Annotated in this window: 20 protein-coding genes; 12 read left to right on the top strand and 8 right to left on the bottom strand. The window is 64.5% G+C overall.

Annotated elements, in window-relative coordinates:
* Nucleotides 1-56: 56 nt before the first annotated feature.
* On the top strand, nucleotides 57-266 hold the full coding sequence (locus ACV1FX_RS27930) for a DUF2842 domain-containing protein (protein WP_473120780.1): 210 nt from the start codon (nucleotides 57-59) through the stop codon (nucleotides 264-266).
* Nucleotides 267-295: 29 nt separating this feature from the next.
* On the opposite strand, the gene ACV1FX_RS27925 is transcribed toward ACV1FX_RS27930, so the two are convergent.
* Nucleotides 296-1348, bottom strand: coding sequence for a polysaccharide deacetylase family protein (locus ACV1FX_RS27925; protein WP_473120862.1), 1053 nt, complete (start codon nucleotides 1346-1348; stop codon nucleotides 296-298).
* A gap of 133 nt (nucleotides 1349-1481) precedes the next feature.
* Between ACV1FX_RS27925 and ACV1FX_RS27920 the strand changes: the two genes are divergently transcribed.
* Nucleotides 1482-2663 (top strand): GNAT family N-acetyltransferase, encoded by a 1182-nt coding sequence (locus ACV1FX_RS27920; RefSeq protein WP_473120779.1) that lies wholly within the window; start codon nucleotides 1482-1484, stop codon nucleotides 2661-2663.
* 75 nt (nucleotides 2664-2738) lie between these two features.
* On the opposite strand, the gene ACV1FX_RS27915 is transcribed toward ACV1FX_RS27920, so the two are convergent.
* Nucleotides 2739-4952, bottom strand: a complete 2214-nt coding sequence (locus ACV1FX_RS27915) for a GumC family protein (protein WP_473120778.1) — start codon at nucleotides 4950-4952, stop codon at nucleotides 2739-2741.
* A 211-nt stretch (nucleotides 4953-5163) separates the two neighbouring features.
* Between ACV1FX_RS27915 and ACV1FX_RS27910 the strand changes: the two genes are divergently transcribed.
* The 7 genes from ACV1FX_RS27910 (at nucleotide 5164) to ACV1FX_RS27880 (ending at nucleotide 14900) form a co-directional block, all read left to right on the top strand.
* The gene (locus tag ACV1FX_RS27910; RefSeq protein ID WP_473120777.1) at nucleotides 5164-6297 is read left to right on the top strand and encodes a glycosyltransferase family 4 protein; all 1134 of its coding nucleotides are present in this window, start codon (nucleotides 5164-5166) and stop codon (nucleotides 6295-6297) included.
* Between the two features lie 147 nt (nucleotides 6298-6444).
* A complete protein-coding gene (locus ACV1FX_RS27905; protein WP_473120861.1) occupies nucleotides 6445-7968 on the top strand; it encodes an undecaprenyl-phosphate glucose phosphotransferase in 1524 nt (507 codons plus the stop codon).
* A gap of 141 nt (nucleotides 7969-8109) precedes the next feature.
* Nucleotides 8110-9375, top strand: a complete 1266-nt coding sequence (locus ACV1FX_RS27900) for an O-antigen ligase family protein (RefSeq protein WP_473120776.1) — start codon at nucleotides 8110-8112, stop codon at nucleotides 9373-9375.
* A gap of 290 nt (nucleotides 9376-9665) precedes the next feature.
* Nucleotides 9666-11240: a sugar ABC transporter ATP-binding protein gene (locus ACV1FX_RS27895; protein WP_473120775.1), complete on the top strand. Its 1575-nt coding sequence runs from the start codon at nucleotides 9666-9668 to the stop codon at nucleotides 11238-11240.
* 1 nt (nucleotide 11241) lies between these two features.
* On the top strand, nucleotides 11242-12327 hold the full coding sequence (locus tag ACV1FX_RS27890) for an ABC transporter permease (RefSeq protein WP_473120774.1): 1086 nt from the start codon (nucleotides 11242-11244) through the stop codon (nucleotides 12325-12327).
* A 79-nt stretch (nucleotides 12328-12406) separates the two neighbouring features.
* Nucleotides 12407-13534 (top strand): substrate-binding domain-containing protein, encoded by a 1128-nt coding sequence (locus ACV1FX_RS27885; protein WP_473120860.1) that lies wholly within the window; start codon nucleotides 12407-12409, stop codon nucleotides 13532-13534.
* A 112-nt stretch (nucleotides 13535-13646) separates the two neighbouring features.
* Nucleotides 13647-14900 (top strand): LVIVD repeat-containing protein, encoded by a 1254-nt coding sequence (locus tag ACV1FX_RS27880; RefSeq protein WP_473120773.1) that lies wholly within the window; start codon nucleotides 13647-13649, stop codon nucleotides 14898-14900.
* A 25-nt stretch (nucleotides 14901-14925) separates the two neighbouring features.
* On the opposite strand, the gene ACV1FX_RS27875 is transcribed toward ACV1FX_RS27880, so the two are convergent.
* Nucleotides 14926-15396 (bottom strand): MarR family winged helix-turn-helix transcriptional regulator, encoded by a 471-nt coding sequence (locus ACV1FX_RS27875; protein ID WP_473120859.1) that lies wholly within the window; start codon nucleotides 15394-15396, stop codon nucleotides 14926-14928.
* A 148-nt stretch (nucleotides 15397-15544) separates the two neighbouring features.
* On the opposite strand from ACV1FX_RS27875, the gene ACV1FX_RS27870 reads away from it, so the two are divergent.
* A complete protein-coding gene (locus tag ACV1FX_RS27870) occupies nucleotides 15545-16741 on the top strand; it encodes an FAD-dependent monooxygenase (protein ID WP_473120772.1) in 1197 nt (398 codons plus the stop codon).
* A gap of 140 nt (nucleotides 16742-16881) precedes the next feature.
* Here ACV1FX_RS27870 and ACV1FX_RS27865 read toward each other — a convergent pair whose 3' ends face one another.
* On the bottom strand, nucleotides 16882-18057 hold the full coding sequence (locus ACV1FX_RS27865) for a saccharopine dehydrogenase family protein (protein WP_473120771.1): 1176 nt from the start codon (nucleotides 18055-18057) through the stop codon (nucleotides 16882-16884).
* Between the two features lie 200 nt (nucleotides 18058-18257).
* Nucleotides 18258-18677, bottom strand: coding sequence for a RidA family protein (locus ACV1FX_RS27860; RefSeq protein WP_473120770.1), 420 nt, complete (start codon nucleotides 18675-18677; stop codon nucleotides 18258-18260).
* 254 nt (nucleotides 18678-18931) lie between these two features.
* Between ACV1FX_RS27860 and ACV1FX_RS27855 the strand changes: the two genes are divergently transcribed.
* Nucleotides 18932-19697 (top strand): IS5 family transposase gene (locus ACV1FX_RS27855; protein ID WP_473120769.1). Its coding sequence is split into 2 segments (ribosomal slippage): nucleotides 18932-19438 and nucleotides 19440-19697, totalling 765 coding nucleotides; the frame shifts between segments, so codons are not numbered across the junction.
* 64 nt (nucleotides 19698-19761) lie between these two features.
* On the opposite strand, the gene ACV1FX_RS27850 is transcribed toward ACV1FX_RS27855, so the two are convergent.
* The 3 genes from ACV1FX_RS27850 to ACV1FX_RS27840 all read right to left on the bottom strand — a co-directional run bounded on the left by ACV1FX_RS27850 (nucleotide 19762) and on the right by ACV1FX_RS27840 (nucleotide 22727).
* The gene (locus ACV1FX_RS27850; protein ID WP_473120768.1) at nucleotides 19762-20943 is read right to left on the bottom strand and encodes a saccharopine dehydrogenase family protein; all 1182 of its coding nucleotides are present in this window, start codon (nucleotides 20941-20943) and stop codon (nucleotides 19762-19764) included.
* A gap of 145 nt (nucleotides 20944-21088) precedes the next feature.
* Nucleotides 21089-21871, bottom strand: a complete 783-nt coding sequence (locus ACV1FX_RS27845; protein ID WP_473120767.1) for a DUF169 domain-containing protein — start codon at nucleotides 21869-21871, stop codon at nucleotides 21089-21091.
* A 52-nt stretch (nucleotides 21872-21923) separates the two neighbouring features.
* Entirely contained in the window at nucleotides 21924-22727 is an 804-nt protein-coding gene (locus ACV1FX_RS27840) for a YdcF family protein (protein ID WP_473120858.1), read from the bottom strand.
* A gap of 156 nt (nucleotides 22728-22883) precedes the next feature.
* On the opposite strand from ACV1FX_RS27840, the gene ACV1FX_RS27835 reads away from it, so the two are divergent.
* Nucleotides 22884-23888 (top strand): acetamidase/formamidase family protein (locus tag ACV1FX_RS27835; RefSeq protein WP_473120766.1); only part of this gene is annotated, 1005 nt, incomplete at its 3' end.

The following is a 23888-nucleotide window of genomic DNA, read 5'->3' as shown; positions in this document are numbered from 1 at the left end:
CCCTTATAGTCCCCCGCTCCTGCAGCGCAAGTTACGCGAAAGCCGCAATTTCCCCCATGAAGATCCGCACTCGCAAGTTCCTCGGTACCATCGCGCTCCTGGTGCTGGCGGCGACCTGGGCGCTGCTCGGCATGGCGCTGGCGCAGATGCCGTGGATTGCGGAATCCGGATGGCGGCAGGCGATCTATTATGTCGTGGTCGGCATGGGCTGGGTGCTGCCGGCAATGCCGGTCGTGAGCTGGATGCAGCGCCCCGACCCGGTTTAGCCCACGCAAACGCGCTTGCGCGTTTCAGCTCAAGACGATGCACTGCCCGTCGGCTTCACCGGCGGAAACGTCGCGCCGGAGAGCAGCACGCGCAGCATCCGCAGCGAGCGACGCCGGCCGTCCCAGGAAATTCGCGGCAACGCGCGCAGATTGGTCCGCCCTTCGACGTCGACGATGCCGGAAATCGTCGACACCGCACTGGCAAAGCCCGCCTCCTCCGCCATCACCACGTGGCTGCGCCGAAACGAGATGCGATCGCCGAACGGATAGGCAAAGTGTCCGATCTCACGGTGGAACGCGGACTCCGCCACCGCCCTGCCCATCGCCATTTCGCGCGCAGCCGCCGTATCCTTCATGGTGGCGAGCGCGGAATAATTCACCGTGGCGCTGCCGATCGTCACCAGCGGGTCGGCCGCAAGTTTCGAAAGATCCGACCAATCCATCGACGCCTCGCGCGAGAGCGCGGCGAGATCCACCGCATGGCGCCTGCAGAGATCGTTGATCGCAGCCGACAGTTCCGCCGGCGGCAAGGTTCTGAGCCACTGTTCGAGCAGCGTGAACAGCGCCTGCTTCTCGGCCCGTCCGGTTACGACGAAACGCTGCTGCTTCTCGCCCATCATGAGGCTGATGCGGCTCTCGCGCGCAATGACCTGTTCGAGCGCGAGCCACCAGGATTCGCCGACGCCGTCGGGAAAAGCGGTCGGCACGTAGACCGTGAACGGAGCGCCGTGGCGCGACAGCACCGGATAGGCGAAGGTGGCGAGATCCTTGTACGCACCATCGAAGGTCAGCGCCACGAAGCGCCGCTGCGCATGCAGCGTCACCGCGCGCCGGCAGACCTCATCCATGCCGACGATGTCGAACTTCCACCGCTTCAACGCGTCAAGCACGCGGTCGAGGAATTTGGGTGTGATCTCATTGGCGAGCAGCGGCTGGAACGGCGCGCGCCCGCGCGGCCTCACGCGCTGAAAGCGCAGGATCGCACCCGCTCCGCCTGCGCTCCGTCCGCGCAGCCGATGCTGGCCGGTGAACCAGGCCAGTTCCAGCCGCAGCCGTTCCATCCATCGGTCGTCGGAAGCCAATATCCGTCCTTTGCGAGCCGGCGAGCGGCCGGTTCCGCTTTCCATTCTCCTTACTCTTTGTTGACATTTCTTTGCAAAGGTCGGCCACAGGCCGAACTACGCTTGTTTTCCATTTTCTCGACAGGTTTCGCGAATGACCATGGCTGCGGCGATGCAAAGCCGGACGGCAGAAGCGCCAGCGCGGTCGAAAGCGAGCCGCATCGCTGACGTCGACATCGTCAGCGATCTCGCCATGGCCGAACCGGACTGGCGCGCGCTGGAGAGGCCCGGCCACCTCGCAACGCCCTATCAGCGCTTTGACCTGCTCGCCCCCTGGCAGCGCCTCGCCGGAGAGCATGAAGGCGCGAGACCGCTTATCGTCATTGGCCGCGATGCCGAGCGCCAGCCGCTCGTCGTGCTGCCATTGTGCATGCGGCAAAGCCATGGCGTCACCGTCGCCTGCTTCATGGGCGGCAAGCACACGACCTTCAACATGGGCTTGTGGGACGCCGATTTCGCCGGTCACGCCAACACCGCCGATCTCGACGCGCTGCTTGCGGCCTTGCGCGCGCGCGTCGACGTGCTCGCACTCTCGCAGCAGCCGAAGCGCTGGCGCGGTCAGCCAAACCCCTTCGCGCTGCTGCCGCGCCAGAATTCGATCAATGGCTGCCCGTCGCTCGCGATGCCGCCCGGCGGCCCGCCGGCGTCGCGCATCAGCAACTCCTTCCGCCGCCGTCTGAAGAGCAAGGAAAAGAAGCTCCAGGCGCTCGCCGGCTACCGCTACCACCTCGCCACCACCGATGACGACATCACGCGCCTGCTCGACTGGTTCTTCCGCGTCAAGCCGGCACGAATGGCGGAGCAGAAGTTGCCGAACGTGTTCGCCGAGCCTGGCGTCGAGGCCTTCATCCGCACGGCCTGCCTTGCGCCGCGCGGCGAGGCCCGCATCATCGACATCCATGCGCTGGAATGCGACGAGGAGGTGATCGCGATCTTCGCCGGCGTCGCCGACGGAAGCCGCTTCTCGACGATGTTCAACACCTACACGATGTCGGAGCATTCGCGCTTCAGCCCCGGCCTGATCCTGATGCGCAACATCATCGATCGCTACGCGGAAGCGGGTTACGACTCGCTCGATCTCGGCATCGGCTCGGACGACTACAAGCGCATGTTCTGCAAGGACGACGAAGAGATTTTTGACAGCTTCATCCCGCTGACCTCGCGCGGCAAGCTCGCGGCGATGGCGATGTCATCGCTGAACCACGGCAAGCGCCTCGTGAAGCAGAACCAGATGCTGTTCGACCTCGCGCGAAGACTGCGGCGCGCATTCAGGTAGGACAGCTACTTCCAAATCGATCTCTCCACTCGTGAGCTCGGCACCCACTCCCACAGGCGGAGAGGGTAAGAGAGATCACGCCGCCACCACGCGCGGCGCTTCGACTGCATCCGACGGCTGCACGGGCTTCTTCAGCATCGTCACTTCGCTGAAGCCGACCGCCTTGAGCTGCTCGCACATCGAGCTGCGGGCCTCGGCAGGCATGCCGGCGTCCGGCACCACGACGGCGCGAGCGTTCGTCGTCAGCAACTCGGCTGGCAGGTCGGAGGCGGTGCCGGCGTCGAGCAGCACGTGGTCATAGACGCGGAGCAAGGCATCGATCGCCAGCATCACGCGCGGCGATTGCAGCAGGCTGCGGTCGAAGCCCGGACGACCCGCGGCGACGAGCTGAAGGCGCGAGAGCCTATCCTTGGTGATGATCTGCGCGAACGACGCTTCGCCCTGCATCAATTCGGCAAGGCCCGGCGCCAAAGGATCGGCCGAGATGGCTGAAATCGTCGGCGACGATGCCGCGAGATCGACGACCACGACCCGGGCCTCGCGCGCCAGATGGCGCGCCAGCGTCAGCGCGGTCAGCGTGATATCCTCGCCCGCAGCGGTGCCGAGCACCGTCACCTTGCGCGCGGCGGCGCCGTCGCGGCGCAGGCTGTCGGCAAGCTGATCGATCTCGGCAAACTCGGTGATATCGGCGTCAGAGGCCATCTCCGGCTGCAGCGGCGCCGGCTCGCTCGCCACGGACTCGATCTCGACGACCGGTTCACTGCGGGCAGCAACCCGCGAGCCGGCAGAGGCCGGCGTGAATGCGGCCATTCCGCGCGGCGCGGTCATGCGCAGCAGCTCGCCGGTGACGACGACGCCGGTGCTGAGCAGCAGCGTCGCCAGCGTGGCGATGAGCACGATCGGCAGCTTCTTCGGATAGGCGATCGTGTTCGAGACGATGGCGCGCGAGATGATGCGTCCTTCGGTCGGCGCGGTGTCGATGGTCTCGCGGGTATTCGCCTCGCGATATTTGGCGAGATAGGTCTCGAGCAGGTCGCGCTGCGCCTTGGCTTCGCGCTCCAGCGCGCGGAGCTGGACGTCCTGGCCGTTGGTCGATGTCGCCTGCTTCTTGAGCTGATCGAGGCTGGCGGTAAGGCTGTCGACGCGACTGCCGGCGATCCGTGCGTCATTCTCCAGCGAGCGCGAGATCTTGCCCGCCTCGTCACGAATCTGCGTGTCGAGATCGCCGATCTGCGCCTTCAATTCCTTGATGCGCGGATGATTGCCGAGCAGCGTCGAGGACTGCTCGGCAAGCTGCGCGCGCAGCGTCACCCGCTGCTCGGACAGCCGGCGCATCAGCTCGGAATTCAGCACCTCCGATGCCTCGATCGGCTTGCCGCTCTGCAGCATCTCGCGGATCAGCCGCGCCCTGGCTTCGGCGTCAGCCTTCATCGCGCGCGCGTTGTTGAGCTGGGTGTTGAGCTCGCCCATCTGCTGGTTCGACAGCGTGGTGTTGTTGGTACCGACGAACAGCGAGGATTTGGAACGAAAATCCTCGGCCTTGGCCTCGGCCTCCGAGACTTTCTTGCGCAGGCTCTCGATCTCACCCGACAGCCACGCACTGGCCGACCTGGCCTGCTCCTGGCGCGCGCTCTGTTGCAGCACCAGATAGCCGTCGGCGATCGAGTTGGCGACGCGCGCGGCCAGCTCCGGATCGGTCGACTGGAATTCCACGACGATCACGCGCGACTTGTCGACCGCGTAGGCGGTCAGGCGGTCGTAATAAGAATCCAGCACACGTTCTTCGGGCGTCATCGAGAACGGATCGCGGCCGATCCCGAACAGCCCTGCCAGCGACTTCAGCGGCGAGATGCCGCGCAGGACGGGATCGAATTCGGGCAGCTCCGCGAGCTTGTTCTTCCTGATGATCTCGCGCGCCAGATCGCGCGACAGCACGAGCTGCACCTGGCTGGTAACGGCCTCTGCATCGAGCGCCTGCCGCTCCTCGGTGCTGCGGTCGCTGGTCGGACGCAGGAACACGTTCTCGCGGCCATCGATCAGGATGCGGGATTCCGACTTGTAGCGTGGCGTCACCAGATTGACACCGGCCAGCGCGAGCACCAGCGCCAGCAACGTCGGCGCGATGATGAAGCCGCGGCTGCGCTTGAGCGCGGCACCGAGCGCATGCAGATCGATGTCGCCGGATACGGCCTGGGTCGGCCGCGCGACAGCGGGCTTCGGCTCGGGCTTGTGCAAGGCCCGCTCGATCACGGCGTTGTCCTTGCCGGCACGCCAGAACGCTAAACGCATCACACACTCCCGCAAGGGCAACGCTGCTACCCACCTCAACCGGCGCGATTACACTCCATTAAGGTTGCCGCTGGGTTAATCGCGCCACATGCGTGCATGGCGCGAACGTACACTCGCGCGCGAACACCATTTGTTAACCATGAGCCCCCTTAATCGGAATCGATACCTCAGTGGATTGCTACGTCATCGCCTGCGAGCGCCGGTTCAGATCATGCCTCCCCCTGTCGACCGGCCGCTTCGCATCCTGCACGCCGTGCGTGCCCCCGTCGGTGGCATCTTCCGCCACATCCTCGACCTCGCCAACGGGCAAGTCGATCGCGGACATCATGTCGGAATCCTCGCCGACGATCTCACCGGCGGCGAGCGCGCGGCGAATGCGCTGGCCGAAATCGCACCGCGTCTGAAGCTCGGTGTCCATCGGCTGGCGATCCGCCGCGAACCATCGCCCGACGATTTTCTCGTCTGGCTGCGCATGAAGCGCCTGATCGCCAAGCTCGATCCGGATGTGATGCACGGCCATGGCGCCAAGGCCGGCGCCTTCGTGCGGCTCAGGCGACGCTCGGGCGACACCATCCGCATCTATACCCCGCATGGCGGCTCGCTGCATTATCCCCTGCACACCTTCAAGGGCGAGTTCTACGCGCGACTTGAACGGACGCTGATGAACAGCACCGACCTGTTCCTGTTCGAAAGCGCCTTCGCCCGCGACACCTATCAGCGCATCGTCGGTACGCCCAAAGGTGTGGTGCATTGCGTCTTCAACGGCGTCACGCCGGAGGAATTCGAGCCCGTCGCCATCGCCGACGATGCGACCGACCTCGCTTATGTCGGCGAGTTCCGGCACATCAAGGGCGCGGACCTTCTCGTCGACGCGGTGGCGCGTCTGCATGCCCAGGGTCGTAACGTCACTCTGACACTCGGCGGCGATGGCGAAGAGCTGGCGGTGCTGAAGGCGCAGGTCGAGAGGCTCGGCCTGACCAATTCGATCCGCTTCATCGGCCACGTCAAGGCGCGCTACGGTTTCTCGAAGGGGCGGCTGCTGGTCGTTCCCTCGCGCGGCGACTCCATGCCCTATGTCGTGATCGAAGCCGGCGCGGCCGGCATCCCCATGATCGCCGCAAAGGTCGGCGGCATCCCCGAGATCTTCGATGCCGAAAGTTCCGCCTTGTTCGCTCCGAGCAATGCCGAGGCCATGGCGGAAGCCATTGGGTCTGCACTGGATGATCCGAAAGCGACTGCCCAGCGCGCGGCGAGGTTGCGCGAGCGCATCTCGGCGCACTTCTCGCAACAGGCGATGGTGGACGGCGTGCTGGCCGGCTATCGCGATGCGTTTATCAATCATTAACCATCCTTAAGACGGCTTTAGAATTTCTTCCGATTTGTCCGATAAGCGAGAGCGAGGGGGACTCCCGCGCTTCGCGCGCCTATATGCGCGTCCAGCGGGGTTCAGGAATGGACGTGGACGACCGTGGAACAGCTCAACGCACGCTCGATGCTCGACGCCGCGACCAGCGCCGCGGCCGCCCCAGCTGACAAGCCCTTTATCGAGCGCCGTCGCCGGCTCTCACCCGCAGCGCTCGAGGTGGTCAATCAGAAGGTCGCCCGTGCCTATTCGCCGATCGTGATCGCCGGCTTCGTGCGCGTCGCTGATTTCGTTCTGCTCAGCCTCGTCGGCACGGTGCTTTACGTCGGCTACGTCGCGCCGCAGACCGGCTTCCGCTGGGAATATCTCGCCGCGATCTCTGCCGTCGCGGCGGCAGCCGTGATCTGCTTCCAGGCCGCCGACATGTATCAGGTGCAGCTCTTCCGCGGTCAGCTCCGCCAGATGACCCGGATGATCTCGTCCTGGGCGTTCGTGTTCCTGCTGTTCATCGGCATTTCCTTCTTCGCCAGGCTCGGCGGCGAAGTGTCGCGGCTATGGCTCGCCGCCTTCTTCTTCCTTGGCCTCGCCGCGCTCGTGGCCGAGCGCCTGGTGCTGAGAACGCTGGTGCGCAACTGGGCGCGCGAGGGCCGGCTCGATCGCCGCACCATCATCGTCGGCTCTGACCGCAACGGCGAAGAGCTGGTCGAGGCATTGAAGGCGCAGGAGGACTCCGACATCCACGTGCTCGGCGTGTTCGACGACCGTAACGACAGCCGCGCGCTCGATGCCTGCGCGGGTGCGCCGAAGCTCGGCAAGGTCGACGACATCGTCGAGTTCGCCCGCCGCACCCGCGTCGATCTCGTGCTGTTCGCGCTGCCGATCTCGGCGGAGACGCGCATCCTCGAGATGCTGAAGAAACTCTGGGTGTTGCCCGTCGACATCCGCCTCTCCGCGCACACCAACAAGCTGCGTTTCCGTCCCCGCTCCTATTCCTATCTCGGCGAGGTGCCTACGCTCGACGTGTTCGAGGCGCCGATCACCGACTGGGATCTGGTGATGAAATGGCTGTTCGACCGCATCGTCGGCGGCCTCGCGCTGCTCGCGGCCCTTCCCGTGATGGCGCTGGTGGCACTGGCGGTGAAGCTCGACAGCCCAGGCCCGGTGCTGTTCCGCCAAAAGCGCTTCGGCTTCAACAACGAGCGCATCGACGTCTACAAATTCCGCTCGATGTATCACCATCAGGCCGACCCGACAGCCTCGAAGGTCGTCACCAAGAACGATCCGCGCGTCACCCGCGTCGGCCGCTTCATCCGCAAGACCAGCCTCGATGAGCTGCCGCAACTGTTCAACGTGGTCTTCTCCGGCAATCTCTCACTCGTCGGCCCGCGCCCGCACGCCGTGCAGGGCAAGCTCCAGAGCCGGCTGTTCGACGAGGCCGTCGACGGCTATTTCGCCCGTCACCGCGTCAAGCCGGGCATCACCGGATGGGCCCAGATCAACGGCTGGCGCGGCGAGATCGACAACGAAGAGAAGATCCAGAAGCGCGTCGAGTTCGATCTCTACTACATCGAGAACTGGTCGGTGCTGTTCGACCTCTACATCCTCCTGAAGACGCCGCTCTCGCTGCTGACCAAGAACGAGAACGCGTATTGAGTTCGTCGCGCCCCGGCTTGACCGGGGCATCCAGTACTCCGCGGCATCGAGGCTTGGCTTCACTGTCTCGGATTACTGGATCGCCCGGTCAGGCCGGGCGATGACAGCGTGTTTTGTGTCCACGAGTTGTGTGAGCGTGTGATGGCGTATGCGGCGACAGTCGGGGGAATGAATGCAGCCGCGCCGGCTGCGCCCGGCGTGCTGGCCTTGCAGCGCGCGATGGTGTGGCTGGCCGGCGCCTGCGGCGCGATCGTCTTCATCGAGCCCAGCCCCTACGAGGTCGTAACGCTGCTTGCGACCGTCACCTTCTTCGCCACCGGCCTGCGGCTTCGCCTCGTCTTCATGCCGCTCGCGCTGCTGCTAATCCTGCTCAATGTCGGCTACACCATCAGCGCCATTCCGCTGCTCGGCCAGTCCGAGGTGGCAAGCTGGATCGCAACCTCCTGGTACATGGCGGTGACGGTGGTGTTCTTCGCCATGGTCACATCGGAGGATACGGCGGCGCGGCTCGGCATGCTGCGGCGCGGCCTCGTGGTCGGCGCGATGGTCGCATCGCTGTCGGCAATCGCCGGCTACTTCAATCTCGTTCCTGGCGGCCACGACCTTCTGACGCTCTACGAGCGCGCGCGCGGCACTTTCAAGGACCCGAACGTGCTCGGCGCGTTTCTGATCCTGCCGGCGCTGTTCTCGTTGCAAAGCGTGGTCTCGGACAAGCTGGCCAAGGCGTTCCGCAACGCGATCGCCTTCGCCATCATGGCGCTCGCGATCCTGCTCGCCTTCTCGCGCGCTGCCTGGGGCGGCCTGATCCTGACCTCCGGCTTCATGCTCGCGCTGATGGTGCTGACCAGCCCGAGCAACGCACAGCGCTCGCGCATCATCATCATGGCACTTGTTGCAGCCGTGCTGGGGCTGGCGCTGATCGCGATCCTGCTTTCATTCGATTCCATCGCGGAGATGTTCAAGCAGCGCGCGAGCTTCGACCAGAGCTACGACGAAGGCCGCTTCGGCCGCTTCGGCCGCCACATCCTCGGCGCCGAGATGGCGCTCGACCTGCCGTTCGGCATCGGCCCCCTGCAATTCCACCGCTACTTCCCCGAAGACACCCACAATTCCTACCTGAACGCCTTCATGTCGGGCGGCTGGCTCTCCGGCATCTGCTATCCCGCGCTGGTCTTCACCACCGTGATCACGGGCTTTCGCCACGTCTTCGTCCGCGTGCCCTGGCAGCGCGCCTATCTTGCGATCTTCTCCGCCTTCGTCGGCACCGTCGGCGAAAGCTTTATCATCGACACCGATCACTGGCGGCACTTCTGGATGATGCTGGGGGCGATGTGGGGCATGATCGCGGCCGCGCAGGCCTACAAGGCGGCGCATTCGGGCGTCGGAAAGGTTTCGCTGGAGCCCTAGCAGGCGTTTCGGAAAACGCGGCACACGGGCCAGCCGGACGCCGCCTTGTCTTTTCCTCATCGTGCTGCGTTGCGCAGCCCGACATCCCGAATATGTCCAATCCGTGATGTTCAGGCCCGGACATCCCGATTGACAAGCTGAGACCCGACAATTCTAATCGATTTTCCTTTCGCCAGAGCCGTTTGCTCGGACGAAACGAAGCTCGACTGCATGTCGCGACACAAAGAAGCGCGGTGCACAATGACGAAAAAGACGACCCAAGTCGTTTGTAATGTGGGAGGGGCGCCGCGGTGACAGGCGATGGCCCTCGGCGCAGTGATGACGAGCCGCCCGAGGGCACCCGCTCCGAGGTGCTGCGGGTCGATGGTCTATGCAAACGCTTCGGCGGTACCCAGGCCCTCAACGACGTCAGCATGGCCGTAGGTCGCGGCGAGGTCGTCGCTCTGCTCGGCGAGAACGGCGCCGGTAAATCGACCCTGATCAAAATCCTGGCGGGCGTGTACTCCGCGGACAGCGGAACAATCTCCTATGCGGGCCAGGATATGACGTCCTCGCTCAGGCGCCTGCCCCTATCGTTCATCCATCAGGATCTCGGACTGATCGACTGGATGACGGTTGCCGAAAACATCTGCCTGACGCTCGGATACCCCCGTCGTTTCGGCGTCATCGACTGGTCAAAGGCGCGCAGGCGCGCCGCGCTTGCTCTTGCAAAGCTTGGCGCCGACATCGACCCGGACCTCCGTATCCAGAGTCTGACACGAACGGAAAAGTCGCTGGTCGCGATCGCCCGTGCGCTTGCGACCGACGCCGAGATTCTGGTGCTCGATGAGCCGACTGCAAGTCTGCCTGCCGACGAGGTATTGCGCCTGTTCAAGGCGCTCCGTCGCCTGCGCGAGCACGGCGTGGGCATGATCTATGTCTCGCACCGCCTCGACGAGGTGTTCGAGGTCGCCGACCGGATGGTCGTATTGCGCGACGGCCGGGTGGCGGGCGAGCGCGTGGTCGCGCAGACGACGCCGGATGAAACCATCCTGCTCATCGTCGGACGCGAGCCATCCCAGGTTTTCCGACGGCCAGCGGAGCGCGAAGGCGCCGCTCGACTCGAACTTGACCATGCATCGATGGCGTCCGTCGGGCCGATCGACTGCCGCATCCACGCCGGCGAAATCGTGGGTCTCGTCGGCCTGCGTGGCGCCGGCCAGGAGGCCCTCGGCCGTGCGCTGTTCGGCATGGAAGCCGTTACCGGCGGACGCGTTCTGGTCGACGGCGTAGCCGTCGAGATCACATCTCCACGGAGCGCGATGGACCTCGGGATCAACCTCGTCTGCGCCGACCGCGTCGGAGAATCCATCGTCCCGGGACTGTCGGTACGGGAGAACTTCTTCCTCAATCCCCTTGCGGCAGGACACACGACCTCAACCTGGCTTGCGCCCGCGAAGGAGCGCGCGGCGGCGAGACGGCTCGGCGTGACCGTGGATCTTCGGCCCAACGATCCGAACCTGGCGATCGAGCTATTGTCCGGCGGCAACCAGCAGAAGGTCGCGGTCGGACGCTGGCTCAATCTGAAATCCAAGGTCTATGTCTTCGAGGATCCGACCGCCGGCGTGGACGTCGGCTCGAAGGCGGAGATCTACAAGCTGTTCGATGTGGCGCTCGCCGAAGGCGCCGCCATCCTGATCGTGTCGACCGACTTCGAGGAGATCGCAAAGGTCTGCCATCGCGCGCTGGTGTTCAGCCGCGGGCAGGTCGTTCGCGAGCTTCATTCCGACGACCTGTCCATCAGCAATCTGTTGTCCGCCGCTTCCGCCAGCGTTGCGGGCAGCTCCGTCGCAGCGTTAGGGGCGGCTCACCTGACCGAGGCCTGAGATGCAATCCATCAAGTCGAACGCCCTGGAGCCGACGCGACCCGAACTCGCAGCGCTGTCCAACGGGCAGGCGATCCTGCGATTGCTCCCGGTCTACGGCTTGCCCTTGCTGACGCTGCTCCTGATCATCTTCTTCTCGATCGCCCTGCCCGATACTTTTCCGACCTGGCTCAACGCACGCTCGATCCTTGCGGACAAGTCCATCGTTGCGCTGCTGGCGCTTGCTGCGACCTTGCCGATGATGGCCGGCCGCATCGATCTCACGGTCGGCTTCGGCATCGTGATGTGGCACATCCTGGCCATCAGCTTCCAGGTGAAATACGGCATCTCGTGGCCGATCGCCATCCTGCTGGTCGTCGCTTGCGCAGGCTTTGTCGGCCTCGTCAACGGCGTGCTGGTCGAAGTCGCCCAGGTCGATGCCTTCGTCGCGACGCTGGGCACCGGCACGATCCTCTATGCGCTCGCGCTCTGGCACACCGAAGGCCGCCAGATTATCGGCAATCTGCCGCCCGATTTCGTGGCGATCAATTGGGCGTCGGTGTTCGGCATACCAATTCCCGCCTTCTACGTGATCGGGCTCGCGCTTGTCCTGTGGGTCGTCAGCGAGCGCCTGCCGATCGGCCGCTTCATCTACGCGATTGGCGCCAACGAGAAGGCAGCCGCCCTCAACGGCATCCCGGTGCGCGCCTATGTCATCGGCGTGTTCGTGGCGTCCGGCGTCATCACCGGGCTCGCCGGTTGCGTGCTCGGGGCAAAGCTGCGCATCGGCCAGGCCAATGTGGGTCTCGATTTCCTCCTCCCTGCCCTCGTCGGCGCCTTCCTAGGATCGACGACGATCAAGCCCGGCCGCGTCAATGTTTGGGGGAGCGTATTCGGTATCCTCATTCTCGCCGTCGGCATTTCCGGCATCCAGTTGTTCGGCGGCGCGTTCTTCATCGAGCCCCTGTTCAACGGCACGACGCTGGTCGTCGCGATCGCGCTCGCAGCGTTCGCGCAGCGCCGTCGTGCAGTCGCCAAGCCGCCGCCACGCGATCCACAGGCCATGCCCGCCCAATCAAATTCCGCAGAGACGGCCAGGGCCACCTGACGCCGCTGCCTAAACCGCCGGCAAAGCCGGCCTGGCGACCGTCTCTGGCTGCCAGTTCAATCCGGGGAGAGAAGCAATGATAACGAGCAAAGTCGTACTGAAAGGGCTTTTGACGTCGGCGAGCGTCCTGCTGCTCGGCACGGCCTGGGCGCGCGCCGATGACGACGCCGCCTATATCCAAATGGCAAAGGCCTATCTTCAAAACGTGGCCGCACCCGTGACCAAGTGGGACGGGCCGACCACGGGTCCGAAAGCACAGGGCAAGAAGCTGATCGTCATCGTCTCGACCGACCAGCGCAATGGCGGCGCACAAGGTGCAGGCGATGGCGCAGCGGAGGCTGCCAAAGCGCTGGGCTGGGACGTACGCCAGCTCGACGGCCAGGGCACCGTGCCCGGACACGCAACCGCGCTGACACAGGCGATCGCGATGAGGCCCAATGGCATCCTCAACGTCGGTATCGACAGCAAGGAGCAGCAGCCCCTGCTCGAGCAGGCTGCCGCTGCAGGTATCAAGATCATCGGCTGGCATGCCGGGCCGACGCCGGGGCCGGTCGAAGGCATTCCCGCCGTCTTCACCAATGTAACGACTGATCCGACCGAGGTCGCGAAATCCGCAGGGCTCCAGGCTGTCGTGAAGTCGGATGGCCATGCCGGCGTCATCCTGTTCACGGACTCGATCTATGCCATCGCGACCGCCAAGACGAACGCCGAGCGGGCAGCCGTGGAAGGCTGCAAGGGCTGCAAGGTGCTCGAAGTCGTCGACACACCGATTGCCGATCTCTCCAACCGGATGGGCCAGCTGACGACGTCGCTGCTTTCCAAATACGGCAAGCAGTGGACCTACTCGATCGCAGTCAACGACCTCTATTACGACTTCTCGGCGCCCGCGCTGCGAGCGGCGGGCGTGGATCCGGCCGACGGATTCCCGCAGCAGATATCAGCGGGAGACGGTTCGGTTCCTGCGTTCAAGCGCATCCGCGAAAAACAATATCAGAACGCAACCGTGGCTGAGCCATTGAACCTACAGGGCTGGATCATGATCGACGAGATCAACCGCGCCTTCGCCGGCGAGAAGCCGAGCGGGTTCGTGCCCCACGTCCATCTCTTCACCGCAGACAATGTCGAGAAGGACGGCGGCAAGGACAACAAGTTCGATCCCGGCAACGGCTATCGCGACGAATACAAGAAGATCTGGGGTGTGAAGTAGCAGCACCGGAACGCCCGGCAACCACAAGGGCGGTCGCCCGCTTCGCTGCGGCCGCCCTCCTCCCGACCTTCGGACGACTTTCTTCTCACATTGGAATTCGCAGAGGCAGCCGATGAGCAACGATCTTCCCAAACCCGACTACGCCACCGCCAACCTGAAGCTTGTCGGCTACAGCGACCAGGGCGGACGCTGCGACGGCGTGCAGATCATGGTCCACAAGGGCTTTGCCTATGTCGGCCACATCTTCTCCAAGGGCTTTTCCGTCATCGACGTGCGCGATCCCAAGAGCCCGAAGACCGTCAAATACGTCGCCGCTCCGCACAACACCTGGACGCTGCATCTCCAAGCCGCGGAGGACAAGCTCCTCGTGATCCACAACAAGGACATGTTCGCGCAGGCTGAGCTCGCCGACGAAAAGAACTACTACAAGGGCTCGGTCGACCATCATGCCGACGAAAAGCAGGCAAAGCGCGACTGGTCGGCCGGCATGGCCGTCTATGACATCTCCGCGCCGGGCGATCCCAAGCAGATCGGCTTCATGCCGGTTGAAGGCACCGGCCTGCACCGCATCTACTGGACCGGCGGCCGCTGGGCCTATGCCTCCGCGCTGCTCGACGGCTTCACCGACTACATTATGATCGTGATCGATCTGGCCGACCCGACCAAACCACAACTCGTCGGGAAATACTGGCTTCCCGGGATGAACAAGGCTGCCGGCGAAGTTCCGAACTGGCCTACCAAGAACGGCCGCTTCGGCCTGCACCATCCGATCGTTCGCGATGACGTCGCCTATTGCAGCTGGCGCGACGCCTGCCTTGCCGTCGTCGACGTCAAGGACAAGTCGAATCCGAAACTGATTACGCACAAGGTGTGGGCCCCGCCGTTCGGCGGCGGCACGCACAACGCGCTTCCCCTGCCCAACCGCAATCTGCTCGTCGTCGTCGACGAGACGGTGCTCGACAATCAGGAAGACGGCTTCAAGCCGATCTGGATCTTCGACAACCAGGTGAAGTCCAATCCGATCAGCATCTCGACATTCCCGGCGCCGTCGGACAAGGACTATCTCAAGGTCGGCGGCCATTTCGGCCCGCACAACGTCCACGAAAACCGGCCAGAGGCGTTCTACAGCGAAGAGGTCATCTTCGCGACCTACCAGAACGCGGGTTTACGCGTGTACGACATCAAGGATCAGTTTCGCCCGAAGGAGATCGGCGCTTTCGTTCCGCCGCCGCCCGCGAAATGGATGGACCCGCGGCCGAACCGCCCGGTCGTGCTGCATTCGGCGGACGTGTTCGTCGACAAGAATGCGCTCTGCTACGTCACCGATTTCAGCGCTGGCCTCTACATCGTGGAATACAAGGGCTAGCCTTGCACCATAGCAGCGCGCCCGGTCAGCGAGGCGACTTCGGCGTCTTGAGACTGGCGCGCTGGTTCGGCGGCGTGGCGAGCACGCCCTTCAGGGCTTCGGTCGCCTCGAGCGCGCCCTTGTAGGCTTCAGTCCCGAAGCGCAGCAACAGCTTCAGTTCCTCGTCGGAATAGCGGCTCCAGACCTTGTGCATCGCCTGCTGCATCGGCACGTAGAGCTTGCCGATTTCGGCAAGGGCCTCCGGCACGATGGTGATGAACACCTTGCGGCGGTCGGCTTCGTCGCGCTCGCGGCGCACATAGCCCGCCTTCTCCAGCCGGTCGACGACACCGGTGATGGCGCCCGTCGTCAGCCCCGTGACCTCGGCGAGCCGTCCCGCGGTAGCGCGCCCTTCGAGCTGCAGAAAGTCCATGCATTCGAGGTCGGAGCCGGAAATTCCGGCAACGTTCGCAACGGCCTGGCCGTACAAGACGCCCTGCGCCGACGAGCGGCGCATCGCCTCCTCGAGCTCCTGCACCAAACCGGCGCGCGCTTTCCCTCTTGACAAGGATGGCCCCATCTCTTAGCGAATATATATCTTAGCCGCTAAGATAATTAGCGGCCGTGATTTTTTACTAGCACCGCAGCAGTCCCAGGAGCAAGCCATGTCGTCACGCCCCCGCAAGGCTCTCATCATCGGCGCCGGTATCGCCGGGCCCGTCACCGGAATCCTGCTCCGCCGCGCCGGCATCGAGGCGCAGATCTTCGAGGCCTGGCCCTATTCCAAGGGGATCGGCGGCGGCTTGCAGCTCGCGCCGAACGGCATGCAGGTGATGGACGAGCTTGGACTCGCGCGCGAAGTGATCAGCCGCGGTTCGATTGCTGAAGCCTTCGATTTCCATTCGCAAAGCGGCCAGAAGCTCGGCTCCATCAACCGCGACATGGAGCGGCGCTTCGGCCAGCCCGCGGTGAACATCTGCCGCGCCACGCTGAACGAGATCCTGACCGACAAGGCCTGGTGCTCGTGCGTCTCGCTCTATTTCGAGAAGCGCCTGATCAAGATCGAGGACCGCGGCGACCAGCCGATCATCGCCTATTTCGCCGACGGCACCACCGCGGAAGGCGATTTCCTGATCGGCGCCGACGGCGTGCATTCGGTGGCGCGCCGGCAGGTCGTGCCGGATGGGCCGAAGCCTTTCAACACGGGCCTGATCGGTTTTGGCGGTTTCGTGCCACGCGCCGTGCTCGCGGGCTATCCAATCGGCCAGCGCGTCGAGACGACGTTCGGCCAGAGCGGCTTCTTCGGCTACGGCTTCTGCAGCCCGGATCCGAACGACGGCGTTATGTGGTGGAGCACGCAGCCCGCGCACGGCATGGACGCCACCATGTTCCGCGCGCAGGATCAGGCGACGCTCCAGCAGCACCTGCGCGACTTCCATCGCGGCTGGCACGATCCGATCCCCGCCATCATCGAGGCAGCGGAGAGCATCGTGGTCACCGATACGCTCGACGTCGCGACCCTGCCGACCTGGTCGCGCAAGCGCTCGCTGCTGATTGGCGATGCGGCCCATGCGACCAGTCCGCACGCCGGCCAGGGCGCCTCGCTCGCGCTGGAAGACGCGCTGCGGCTCGGACGACTGATGGCGGAGGGCCAGGAGCTCAGCGCGACCTTCCAGAACTTTGAAGCCGAACGCCGCCCCCGCGCCGAAAAGATCGTCGCCATCGCCCGTCGCAACGGCAACAGCAAGCGCGAATTCTCAGCCACCGGCGCGTTCATCCGCGATCAAATGTTGAAATGGCTGCTGCCGCTGAGCTCGAAGGGGATGGATTTCATGTATGCGTATGATGCGCGGGCGGCGTAGCAATGAACGCTGTCATGCCCCGCGAAGGCGGGGCATTCAGTACGCTGCGGCCTCTCGGTTCAATTACTGCCGTCTCTGGAATATTGGATCGCCCGGTCGAAGCCGGGCGATGACACCGTGATGGAGATGCTCAGCTCCGGCTACGTCTCCACCCTGAACGTCAGCCCCGCATGCGCCTCGAGCCGCTTGATCAGCTTGTGCTGCATCGCCGCGCCCGGCGTCCAGAAGCCGGCCGGGACATCAGGCGTGTCGCGCAGCAGGCAGATCGCGCATTCGGAAACCATCTTCGCGGTCGACGCGTAGCCGGGATCGAGATCGCCCTTGATGGCGGCGCGGACCTGACGGCCATCAGGGGCGATCGCAACATAGAGCAGATCGTAATGACCGTTGTCGCGCTCTTCCTTTGACGGGCCCTCGCCGGGCTTGAGCGCTTCGGGGCCGGTCTTCTCGCTGTTCGCAGCCATCACGCGCTTCGCGTTGGCCTGCCCTTCCTCGCCTGCCCCCGTCAACACCATCTCGTCGTAGACGAAGTCCCTGCCATACGGGAAGCCCATCAGCATGTTGGAGCGATGGACGTTGCGGGTGTTGAGCGTTGCCATCGCGAACGGCGCGGCCCAGGATTGCAGGTCGTCCTCGAAGATGGGCTTGTTGCCGCGCGGCTGCTTCGCACCTTCAAAACCGGGCGTGAACGCAAACGGATCTTTGAGGATCGACACCAGGCTGAGGTCCTGCGCAACCGCCTGGAAGGTAATCCGCGCGCTCGCCGAGGTGCCGCCGGAGAACTTCCAGACCATATCGCGGACGCGGCCCTTGACGCGCGGCGCCGGTGCGCCGAACGCGCGCCTGGCTTCTTCCTGCACAAAGAATGCACCGAGCTCGAACGGCACCGAGTCGAAACCGCAGGAGACCATGATCCGCGCGCCGCTCGCCTTGGCTGCCGCGTCGTGCCTGTCGATCATCTGCTTCAGCCAGATCGGCTCGCCGCAGAGGTCCACATAGTCCGTGCCCGACGCAACGCAGGCGGCGAGCAGATCGGAGCCATAAAGCTGGTACGGACCGACGGTGGTGATCACCAGCTTCGCTTGATCGACCATCGCACGCAGCGACGCAGGATCGGCGGCATCGGCAACTATCAGCGGCGTGTCGGCAGATGCGCCAACCGTGTCGCGAACCGACGCGAGCTTCTCCCGGCTTCGCCCGGCCATCGCCCATGTCAGCGCGTTGTCGCCCGCGTACTGCGCAGCGATGTACTCGGCGACGAGCTGGCCGGTATAGCCGGTTGCGCCGTAGACGACGATGTCGAACTTCGACGACATGGATCGGACGTCCTGTGCTTAGAGCCCATCCCGAAAGGTTTGAGCGGTCGGGGGTATGATTCCAAGGGATTGTTCAGGCCATCTTGGAGCCGTTTGCTGGACAGGGCGAAATCCTACGCTTGGGCGCTGGCCGATGATATTCGCCCGTGAGAGGTCTACGCGTTCCCATCCGAAGGGAGAAATATGGCCGCTAGATGAGATCAGGCGACAGCGGCGATGCCTTCGATCTCGATCAAAAAGTCTTCCCCGTAGAGCTTTGACACCTCAACCAGAGTGACAGCAGGCGCTGCCGGAGGCGTTACTGTGGTGAAGAACCGGTTTCGGCTCTCGCGATACGCGCCGAGATTACCCATGTCTCGGAGAAAGACTGTCATTTTTACAAGGTGTCTTGCATCGCAGCCCACAGCCTGGAGGGCCGCACTCAGATTGCGAAAAACTTGATCGGCTTGAGCGGTGAAGTCGTCTTTGCCAACCAATACATCGTCCCGGTCGAGCGCAGTCTGACCTGCGATGAAGATCAGTCGGCTAGCCTTGACTTCCACCACCTGCGAATAGCCCGGCGGTGACCCTAGCTCCGGCGGGTTTAGACGTTGGATCGTACTTCCTTTATCAGTCGTCATAAACCCTCACATTTTTGGTCACTTGCGGACGGGATGGTATATCAGGCTTGTGCAAAAGTGTGAATCCTCATCGGGCTATCGCAAACGAGTGTTTGAGACGCAGAACGAGGATCGGTCCAAATCTTCCCGCTTATGCTTTCATAAGTCGTACCGCAATCAACGTGTCGCATAAACGTCTTCGGTGACCCGTCGAATTTTCAGCGCTAGCTAGGACTTCGCCCCGTCTCACAAGCGCCCCCATCTCGGAGCAAGCGATGTGGACCCCAGCCACTCGCCGGCAACATAGTCGCGCGGGGCTTCGATACGAAACGGATTTGACGGATGCGGAATGGCGGCTGGTGGAACCGCTGCTGCCGGCACCGAAACGGACGGGGCGGCCACGCTCCTGGCCTTTGCGCCAGATCGTCAACGCGATCTTCTACGTGATGCGCAGTGGCGTCGCATGGCGGCTTCTTCCAAGCGACCTTCCCCCGAGGAGCACGGCCTATCGCTGGTTCGCGATCTGGCGGGACAAGGGCCTGTTCAAGGTATTGAACCATGCCCTGCTGATGATCGATCGCGAACGCAATGGGCGTGCAGCCTCGCCAAGTGCCTGCATCATCGACAGCCAGAGCGTGAAGACCAACGAGGCAGGCGGTCCACGCGGCTACGACGCTGGCAAGAAGATCATGGGGCGCAAGCGCCACGCTCTTGTCGATATCGACGGGCGCGGCCTCGTCCTATTTGCGCACCCGGCCAGCGTGCAGGATCGTGATGGAGCCCGGCCCGCTTCTCGCCGCATCGCGCCGTCCCTTCCCGTTCATCGAGAAGGTCTTCGCGGACACCGGATACCAAGGCTCGCGCGTCGCCAACGCGACCCGCATCGCCGTCGAGGTCGTCCGACGCAAGCCCGATCAGATCGGCTTCGCCGTCCAACCACGACGCTGGGTGGTCGAGCGCTTCTTCGCTTGGATCAACCGAAACCGACGGCTCTGGAAAGACGCGGAAGCCACAATTGCATCGGCAACCGCCTTCCTCTAGGCTGCCGCTGCCGTGGTCCTCATCAGACGCATCGCGCGAACTTCATGAGTTCCGAGACGGACTCTTAGCTTTCCACCCTGAACGTCAGCCCCGCATGCGCCTCGAGCCGCTCGATCAGCTTGTGCTGCATCGCCGCGCCGGGGGTCCAGAAGCCGCCCGCAACATCAGGTGTGTCGCGCAGCAGGCAGATCGCGCATTCGGAAATCATCTTGGACGTTGAGCCGTAGCCGGGATCGCGGTCGCCGGTGACGCCGGCGCGGACCTGGCGGCCGTCGGGCGCGATCGCGACATAGAGCAGGTTGAACAGGCCGTTCTCGCGCTCCTCCTTCGAGGGCCCCTCGCCCGGCTTCGGCGCGTTCGGCCCGGTCTTCTCCGTGTTCGCGGCCATCACGAGCTTGGCGTTGGCCTCGCCCTTCTCGCCGGGGCCGGTCAAAACCATCTCGTCGTAGACGAAGTCCTGTCCGAACGGAAAGCCCATCAGCATGTTGGAGCGATGGACGTTGCGCGTGTTGATCAGCGCCATCATGAACGGCGCCGCCCAGGACTGCAGATCCTCCTCATAGGCCGGACGGTTGCCCTTCGGCTGCTTCGGGCCGGTGAAGCCGGGCGTCAGCGCGAACGGATCGTTCAGGATCGCGACAAGGCTCATGTCCTTGGCGACGGCGTCGAAGGTCGCCTTCGCGCTCGCCGCAGTGCCTCCGGAGAGCGTGCCGCGCATGGCGCGCACGCGGCCCTTCACGCGCGATGCCGGTGCGCCGAACACGCGCTTGGCTTCCTCCTGCACGAAGAACGCGCCGAGTTCGAACGGCACGGAATCGAAGCCGCAGGAGAACACGATGCGCGCGCCGCTCGCCTTCGCTTGCGCCTCGTGCTTGTCGATCATCTGCCGCATCCACACCGGCTCGCCGCAGAGGTCGATATAGTCGGTGCCGGAGGCGACACAGGCCGCGAGCAGCTCGCCGCCATAGAGCTGATACGGACCAACGGTGGTGATCACGATCCTGGTCTGCTCGACCATCGCCTTCAGCGAGGCCGGATCGGCCGCGTCTGCAACGATCAGCGGCGTATCGGCCGGCGCGAGAATCGCATCGCGCACGGATTTCAGCTTGTCGAGGCTGCGGCCGGCCATCGCCCATTTCAGCGCCTTGTCGTCCTTGTAATGCGCGGCGAGATATTCGGCGACGAGCTGGCCGGTGAAACCGGTCGCGCCATAGACGACGATGTCGAATTTCGACGAAGAACTCATGTTGCATCCTCAATTTGCACCGTCATTGCGAGGAGCCACCCGGTCCCGCCTTTGGCGGGCCGGGATGACAGGCTCCGCGACGACGCAACCCAGACTGTTTCCGCAGTGGCATCCTGGATTGCTTCGCTTCGCTCGCAATGACGATCTACTTCTTTCCGTAACTCACGCCCATGCCCGCGCGGACGTCGCTTTGAATTCCATAGGGCGGGATCGGATAGCGCAGGCCGTTTTTCGCCAGCGCTTTCATCCCCGTGATCGCCTTGGCGAGATCCGCCGGGCTCAGCGCCATCAGCATCTCCTCGTCCGGCACGCCGCCATAGCGCCGTTCGGCATAGCATGGCAAGGACAGGCTGGGCTCGCCGGTTTTCAGCGCCCGCCCCCAGGAATCCGCACAGGCGGTCTCGCCGACCACGCCCCATTCGAACTTCCTGTAGCCGGTATATTGCAGCCCGTTGATCAGGATGATCATCTGCCCCGGCGTGGCGTAGACCAGGCAAATGTCCGGCGGATCGAGCCGCCCGCTCGCCAGCGGGCTCACCGCGAGCGCCTTGTACTGGCCGAACGGCACCACGTCGAGCGCCTCCTGGCGCTTGCGTGCGTCCTCGGCCGTGCCATGCCACACGCCGACATAACTTTCGCCGGCAAGCCATTTCTCGTCCTGCGGCGCAAGGCCGATCACGGCGCGGCATTGGCTACCGACGAGATCGTCGGCGGTGATGCCGACAGTCCAGCCGAGGCGCGAGGCCATGCTGACGATCTGGTCGGTGGTGTGCACCGCGTTCGGCCGCCGGATCTTCGGGATCGCTTCCATGTCCTCGGCGCGTGCAAACAGCTTCATGCCGATCACTGTCGTCTTCAATCGCAAAAGCGCGTTGAGGTCGGTCACGATGCCGGCGAGATCGATCGGCTCAGCACTGTCCTGCCGCATGACGTCCTCCCGGCGGCGCGCCGATCCTGCGCCGGCGCTCATGTCGTCCGTTCTAGTCCCTGGCCGGCCCGGGAAGCAACTCGCCGGTCCGGCCCATCAGGCGATAGGCGACGAGCCCGATCCATTCGCGCATGGCAAGGTCGGTTCGGACGAGCCCATCGGTGCCCACATTGGTGAAGCTGAACAGGTCCTCGCGGCCGCCCATCCGAAAGTCGACGGGATAAGCCTCGACGTCAAATCCGGCCTTGCGGAAGATCCCCATCGAGCGCGGCATATGGTACGCCGAGGTCACCAGCAGCCAGCGCTCGCCCGGCTTCGGCGCAACAATCTCCTTGGTGAAGATCGCGTTCTCATAGGTGTTGCGCGAGTTGCGCTCCACGATCAGACGCTGCTTGGCGATGCCGAGATCTTCCAGGATCGGTGCGGCGTAGTCGGCCTCCTTGGCCTCGGTGGAGATCACATTGGCATTGCCGCCGGTGAAGACGATGCGCGCATTCGGGTAGCGCCGCGCGAGCACGGCAGGCGCCAGCATGCGATCGGCGGCATGGGCGACGATCGGCGTTCGATGCGCCGACGACAGATCGGTGTCGACGGAGCCGCCGAGCACGATGATTCCGTCGGGCGCGCCGCGCGAGGAATCCCACTTCGGAAAGCGCGACTCCAGCGGATAGAGCAGCAGCTTGCCGAGCGGCGAGAATGCCGCCAGCGCCAGCAGGACCAGCACCGCCACCGCAAGCCTGCGGCCGGCCCGCGCAAAGCGCGTCGCCATCAGAACGAGCGAGAGAATGCCGAGCTCGACCAGGAAATTGAGGGGCAATACCGCGACGCCGAGCGTCTTGGACAGGACGAATAACAGGGGGAGCCTCGCTTTGGATCATCGAACCTATCGATCCGCGGACCTTGACGGGCCGACCGATCTTCAGAAATCTTCTTGGAAGAGGATGGATTGCCGGGTCAAGCCCGGCAGTGACGAGTCCCGACGAAAACAATCGCAAACGACCGGACCAGACCCATGACCCGTCACCACCTGCAATCCAGTCCCGAAACCTGTCATTGGGGCTTCTTCGAGGCGAAGCTGAAGCCGGTTCTCACGATCGAGAGCGGCGACGAGGTGACCGTCGATACCATCAGCGGCGGCCCGGACGTGCTGCCCGATCGCAAACAGTTTCATGTTCCGCCGGAGCTGTTCGAGGTTCACGCGAAGTCCGAGCGCGTGCTGCCCGGCCACATCCTCACCGGCCCGATCGCAGTCGAGGGCGCAGAGCCCGGCGACGTGCTCGCCGTCGAGATCCTCGATGTCAGGCTGCGGCAGGATTGGGGCTACAATCTCATCAAGCCGCTCTCGGGCACCCTGCCCGACGATTTCCACGAGACGCGCATCCTCAACATTCCCCTCGATCTGACGCGGATGGTCGGTCGCATGCCCTGGGGGCTCGAGCTGCCGCTCAAGCCGTTCTTCGGCGTGATGGGCGTCGCGCCGCCGCCCGCCTGGGGCCGCATCTCCTCGCTGATCCCGCGCGCGATGGGCGGCAATCTCGACAACAAGGAGCTCGGTGCAGGCGCCACGCTCTATCTGCCGGTATTCGTGCCGGGCGCACTGTTCTCCTGCGGGGACGGCCATGGCGTGCAGGGCGACGGCGAGGTCTGCGTCACCGCGATCGAGACCGCGCTGCAGGGCCGCTTCCGCCTCACGCTACGCAAGGACATGCGCCTCGCCTATCCCCGTGCGGAAACGCCCTCGCACTACATCACGATGGCGATGGACCCGGACCTCGACCAATGCGTGGTGCGCGCGCTGCGCGACATGATCGCGCTCCTGGGCGAGAAGCGAAACCTGTCGCGCGAGGACGCCTATATGCCTGTCTCTTATACAGTGGGTGGTTTTTTGTTTTGGGAGGGGGGGGGGGGGGGGGGGGGGGGGGGGGGGGGGGGGGGGGGGGGGGGGGGGGGGGGGGGGGGGGGGGGGGGGGGGGGGGGGGGGGGGGGGGGGGGGGGGGGGGGGGGGGGGGGGGGGGCA

This window comes from Bradyrhizobium ingae, assembly GCF_055791185.1.
This window is presented reverse-complemented; position numbering and strand designations above follow the sequence as displayed.

Excerpts from the sequence above, each read along its gene's own strand:
- ACV1FX_RS27850 (WP_473120768.1), bottom strand. The coding sequence starts at position 20,943 with ATGAGTTCTTCGTCGAAATTCGACATCGTCGTCTATGGCGCGACCGGT.
- ACV1FX_RS27930 (WP_473120780.1), top strand. The coding sequence starts at position 57 with ATGAAGATCCGCACTCGCAAGTTCCTCGGTACCATCGCGCTCCTGGTG.
- ACV1FX_RS27865 (WP_473120771.1), bottom strand. The coding sequence starts at position 18,057 with ATGTCGTCGAAGTTCGACATCGTCGTCTACGGCGCAACCGGCTATACC.
- ACV1FX_RS27905 (WP_473120861.1), top strand. The coding sequence starts at position 6,445 with ATGCTCGACGCCGCGACCAGCGCCGCGGCCGCCCCAGCTGACAAGCCC.
- ACV1FX_RS27880 (WP_473120773.1), top strand. The coding sequence starts at position 13,647 with ATGAGCAACGATCTTCCCAAACCCGACTACGCCACCGCCAACCTGAAG.
- ACV1FX_RS27920 (WP_473120779.1), top strand. The coding sequence starts at position 1,482 with ATGACCATGGCTGCGGCGATGCAAAGCCGGACGGCAGAAGCGCCAGCG.
- ACV1FX_RS27870 (WP_473120772.1), top strand. The coding sequence starts at position 15,545 with ATGTCGTCACGCCCCCGCAAGGCTCTCATCATCGGCGCCGGTATCGCC.
- ACV1FX_RS27845 (WP_473120767.1), bottom strand. The coding sequence starts at position 21,871 with ATGCGGCAGGACAGTGCTGAGCCGATCGATCTCGCCGGCATCGTGACC.
- ACV1FX_RS27860 (WP_473120770.1), bottom strand. The coding sequence starts at position 18,677 with ATGACGACTGATAAAGGAAGTACGATCCAACGTCTAAACCCGCCGGAG.
- ACV1FX_RS27910 (WP_473120777.1), top strand. The coding sequence starts at position 5,164 with ATGCCTCCCCCTGTCGACCGGCCGCTTCGCATCCTGCACGCCGTGCGT.
- ACV1FX_RS27915 (WP_473120778.1), bottom strand. The coding sequence starts at position 4,952 with ATGCGTTTAGCGTTCTGGCGTGCCGGCAAGGACAACGCCGTGATCGAG.
- ACV1FX_RS27875 (WP_473120859.1), bottom strand. The coding sequence starts at position 15,396 with ATGCGCCGCTCGTCGGCGCAGGGCGTCTTGTACGGCCAGGCCGTTGCG.
- ACV1FX_RS27890 (WP_473120774.1), top strand. The coding sequence starts at position 11,242 with ATGCAATCCATCAAGTCGAACGCCCTGGAGCCGACGCGACCCGAACTC.
- ACV1FX_RS27900 (WP_473120776.1), top strand. The coding sequence starts at position 8,110 with ATGGCGTATGCGGCGACAGTCGGGGGAATGAATGCAGCCGCGCCGGCT.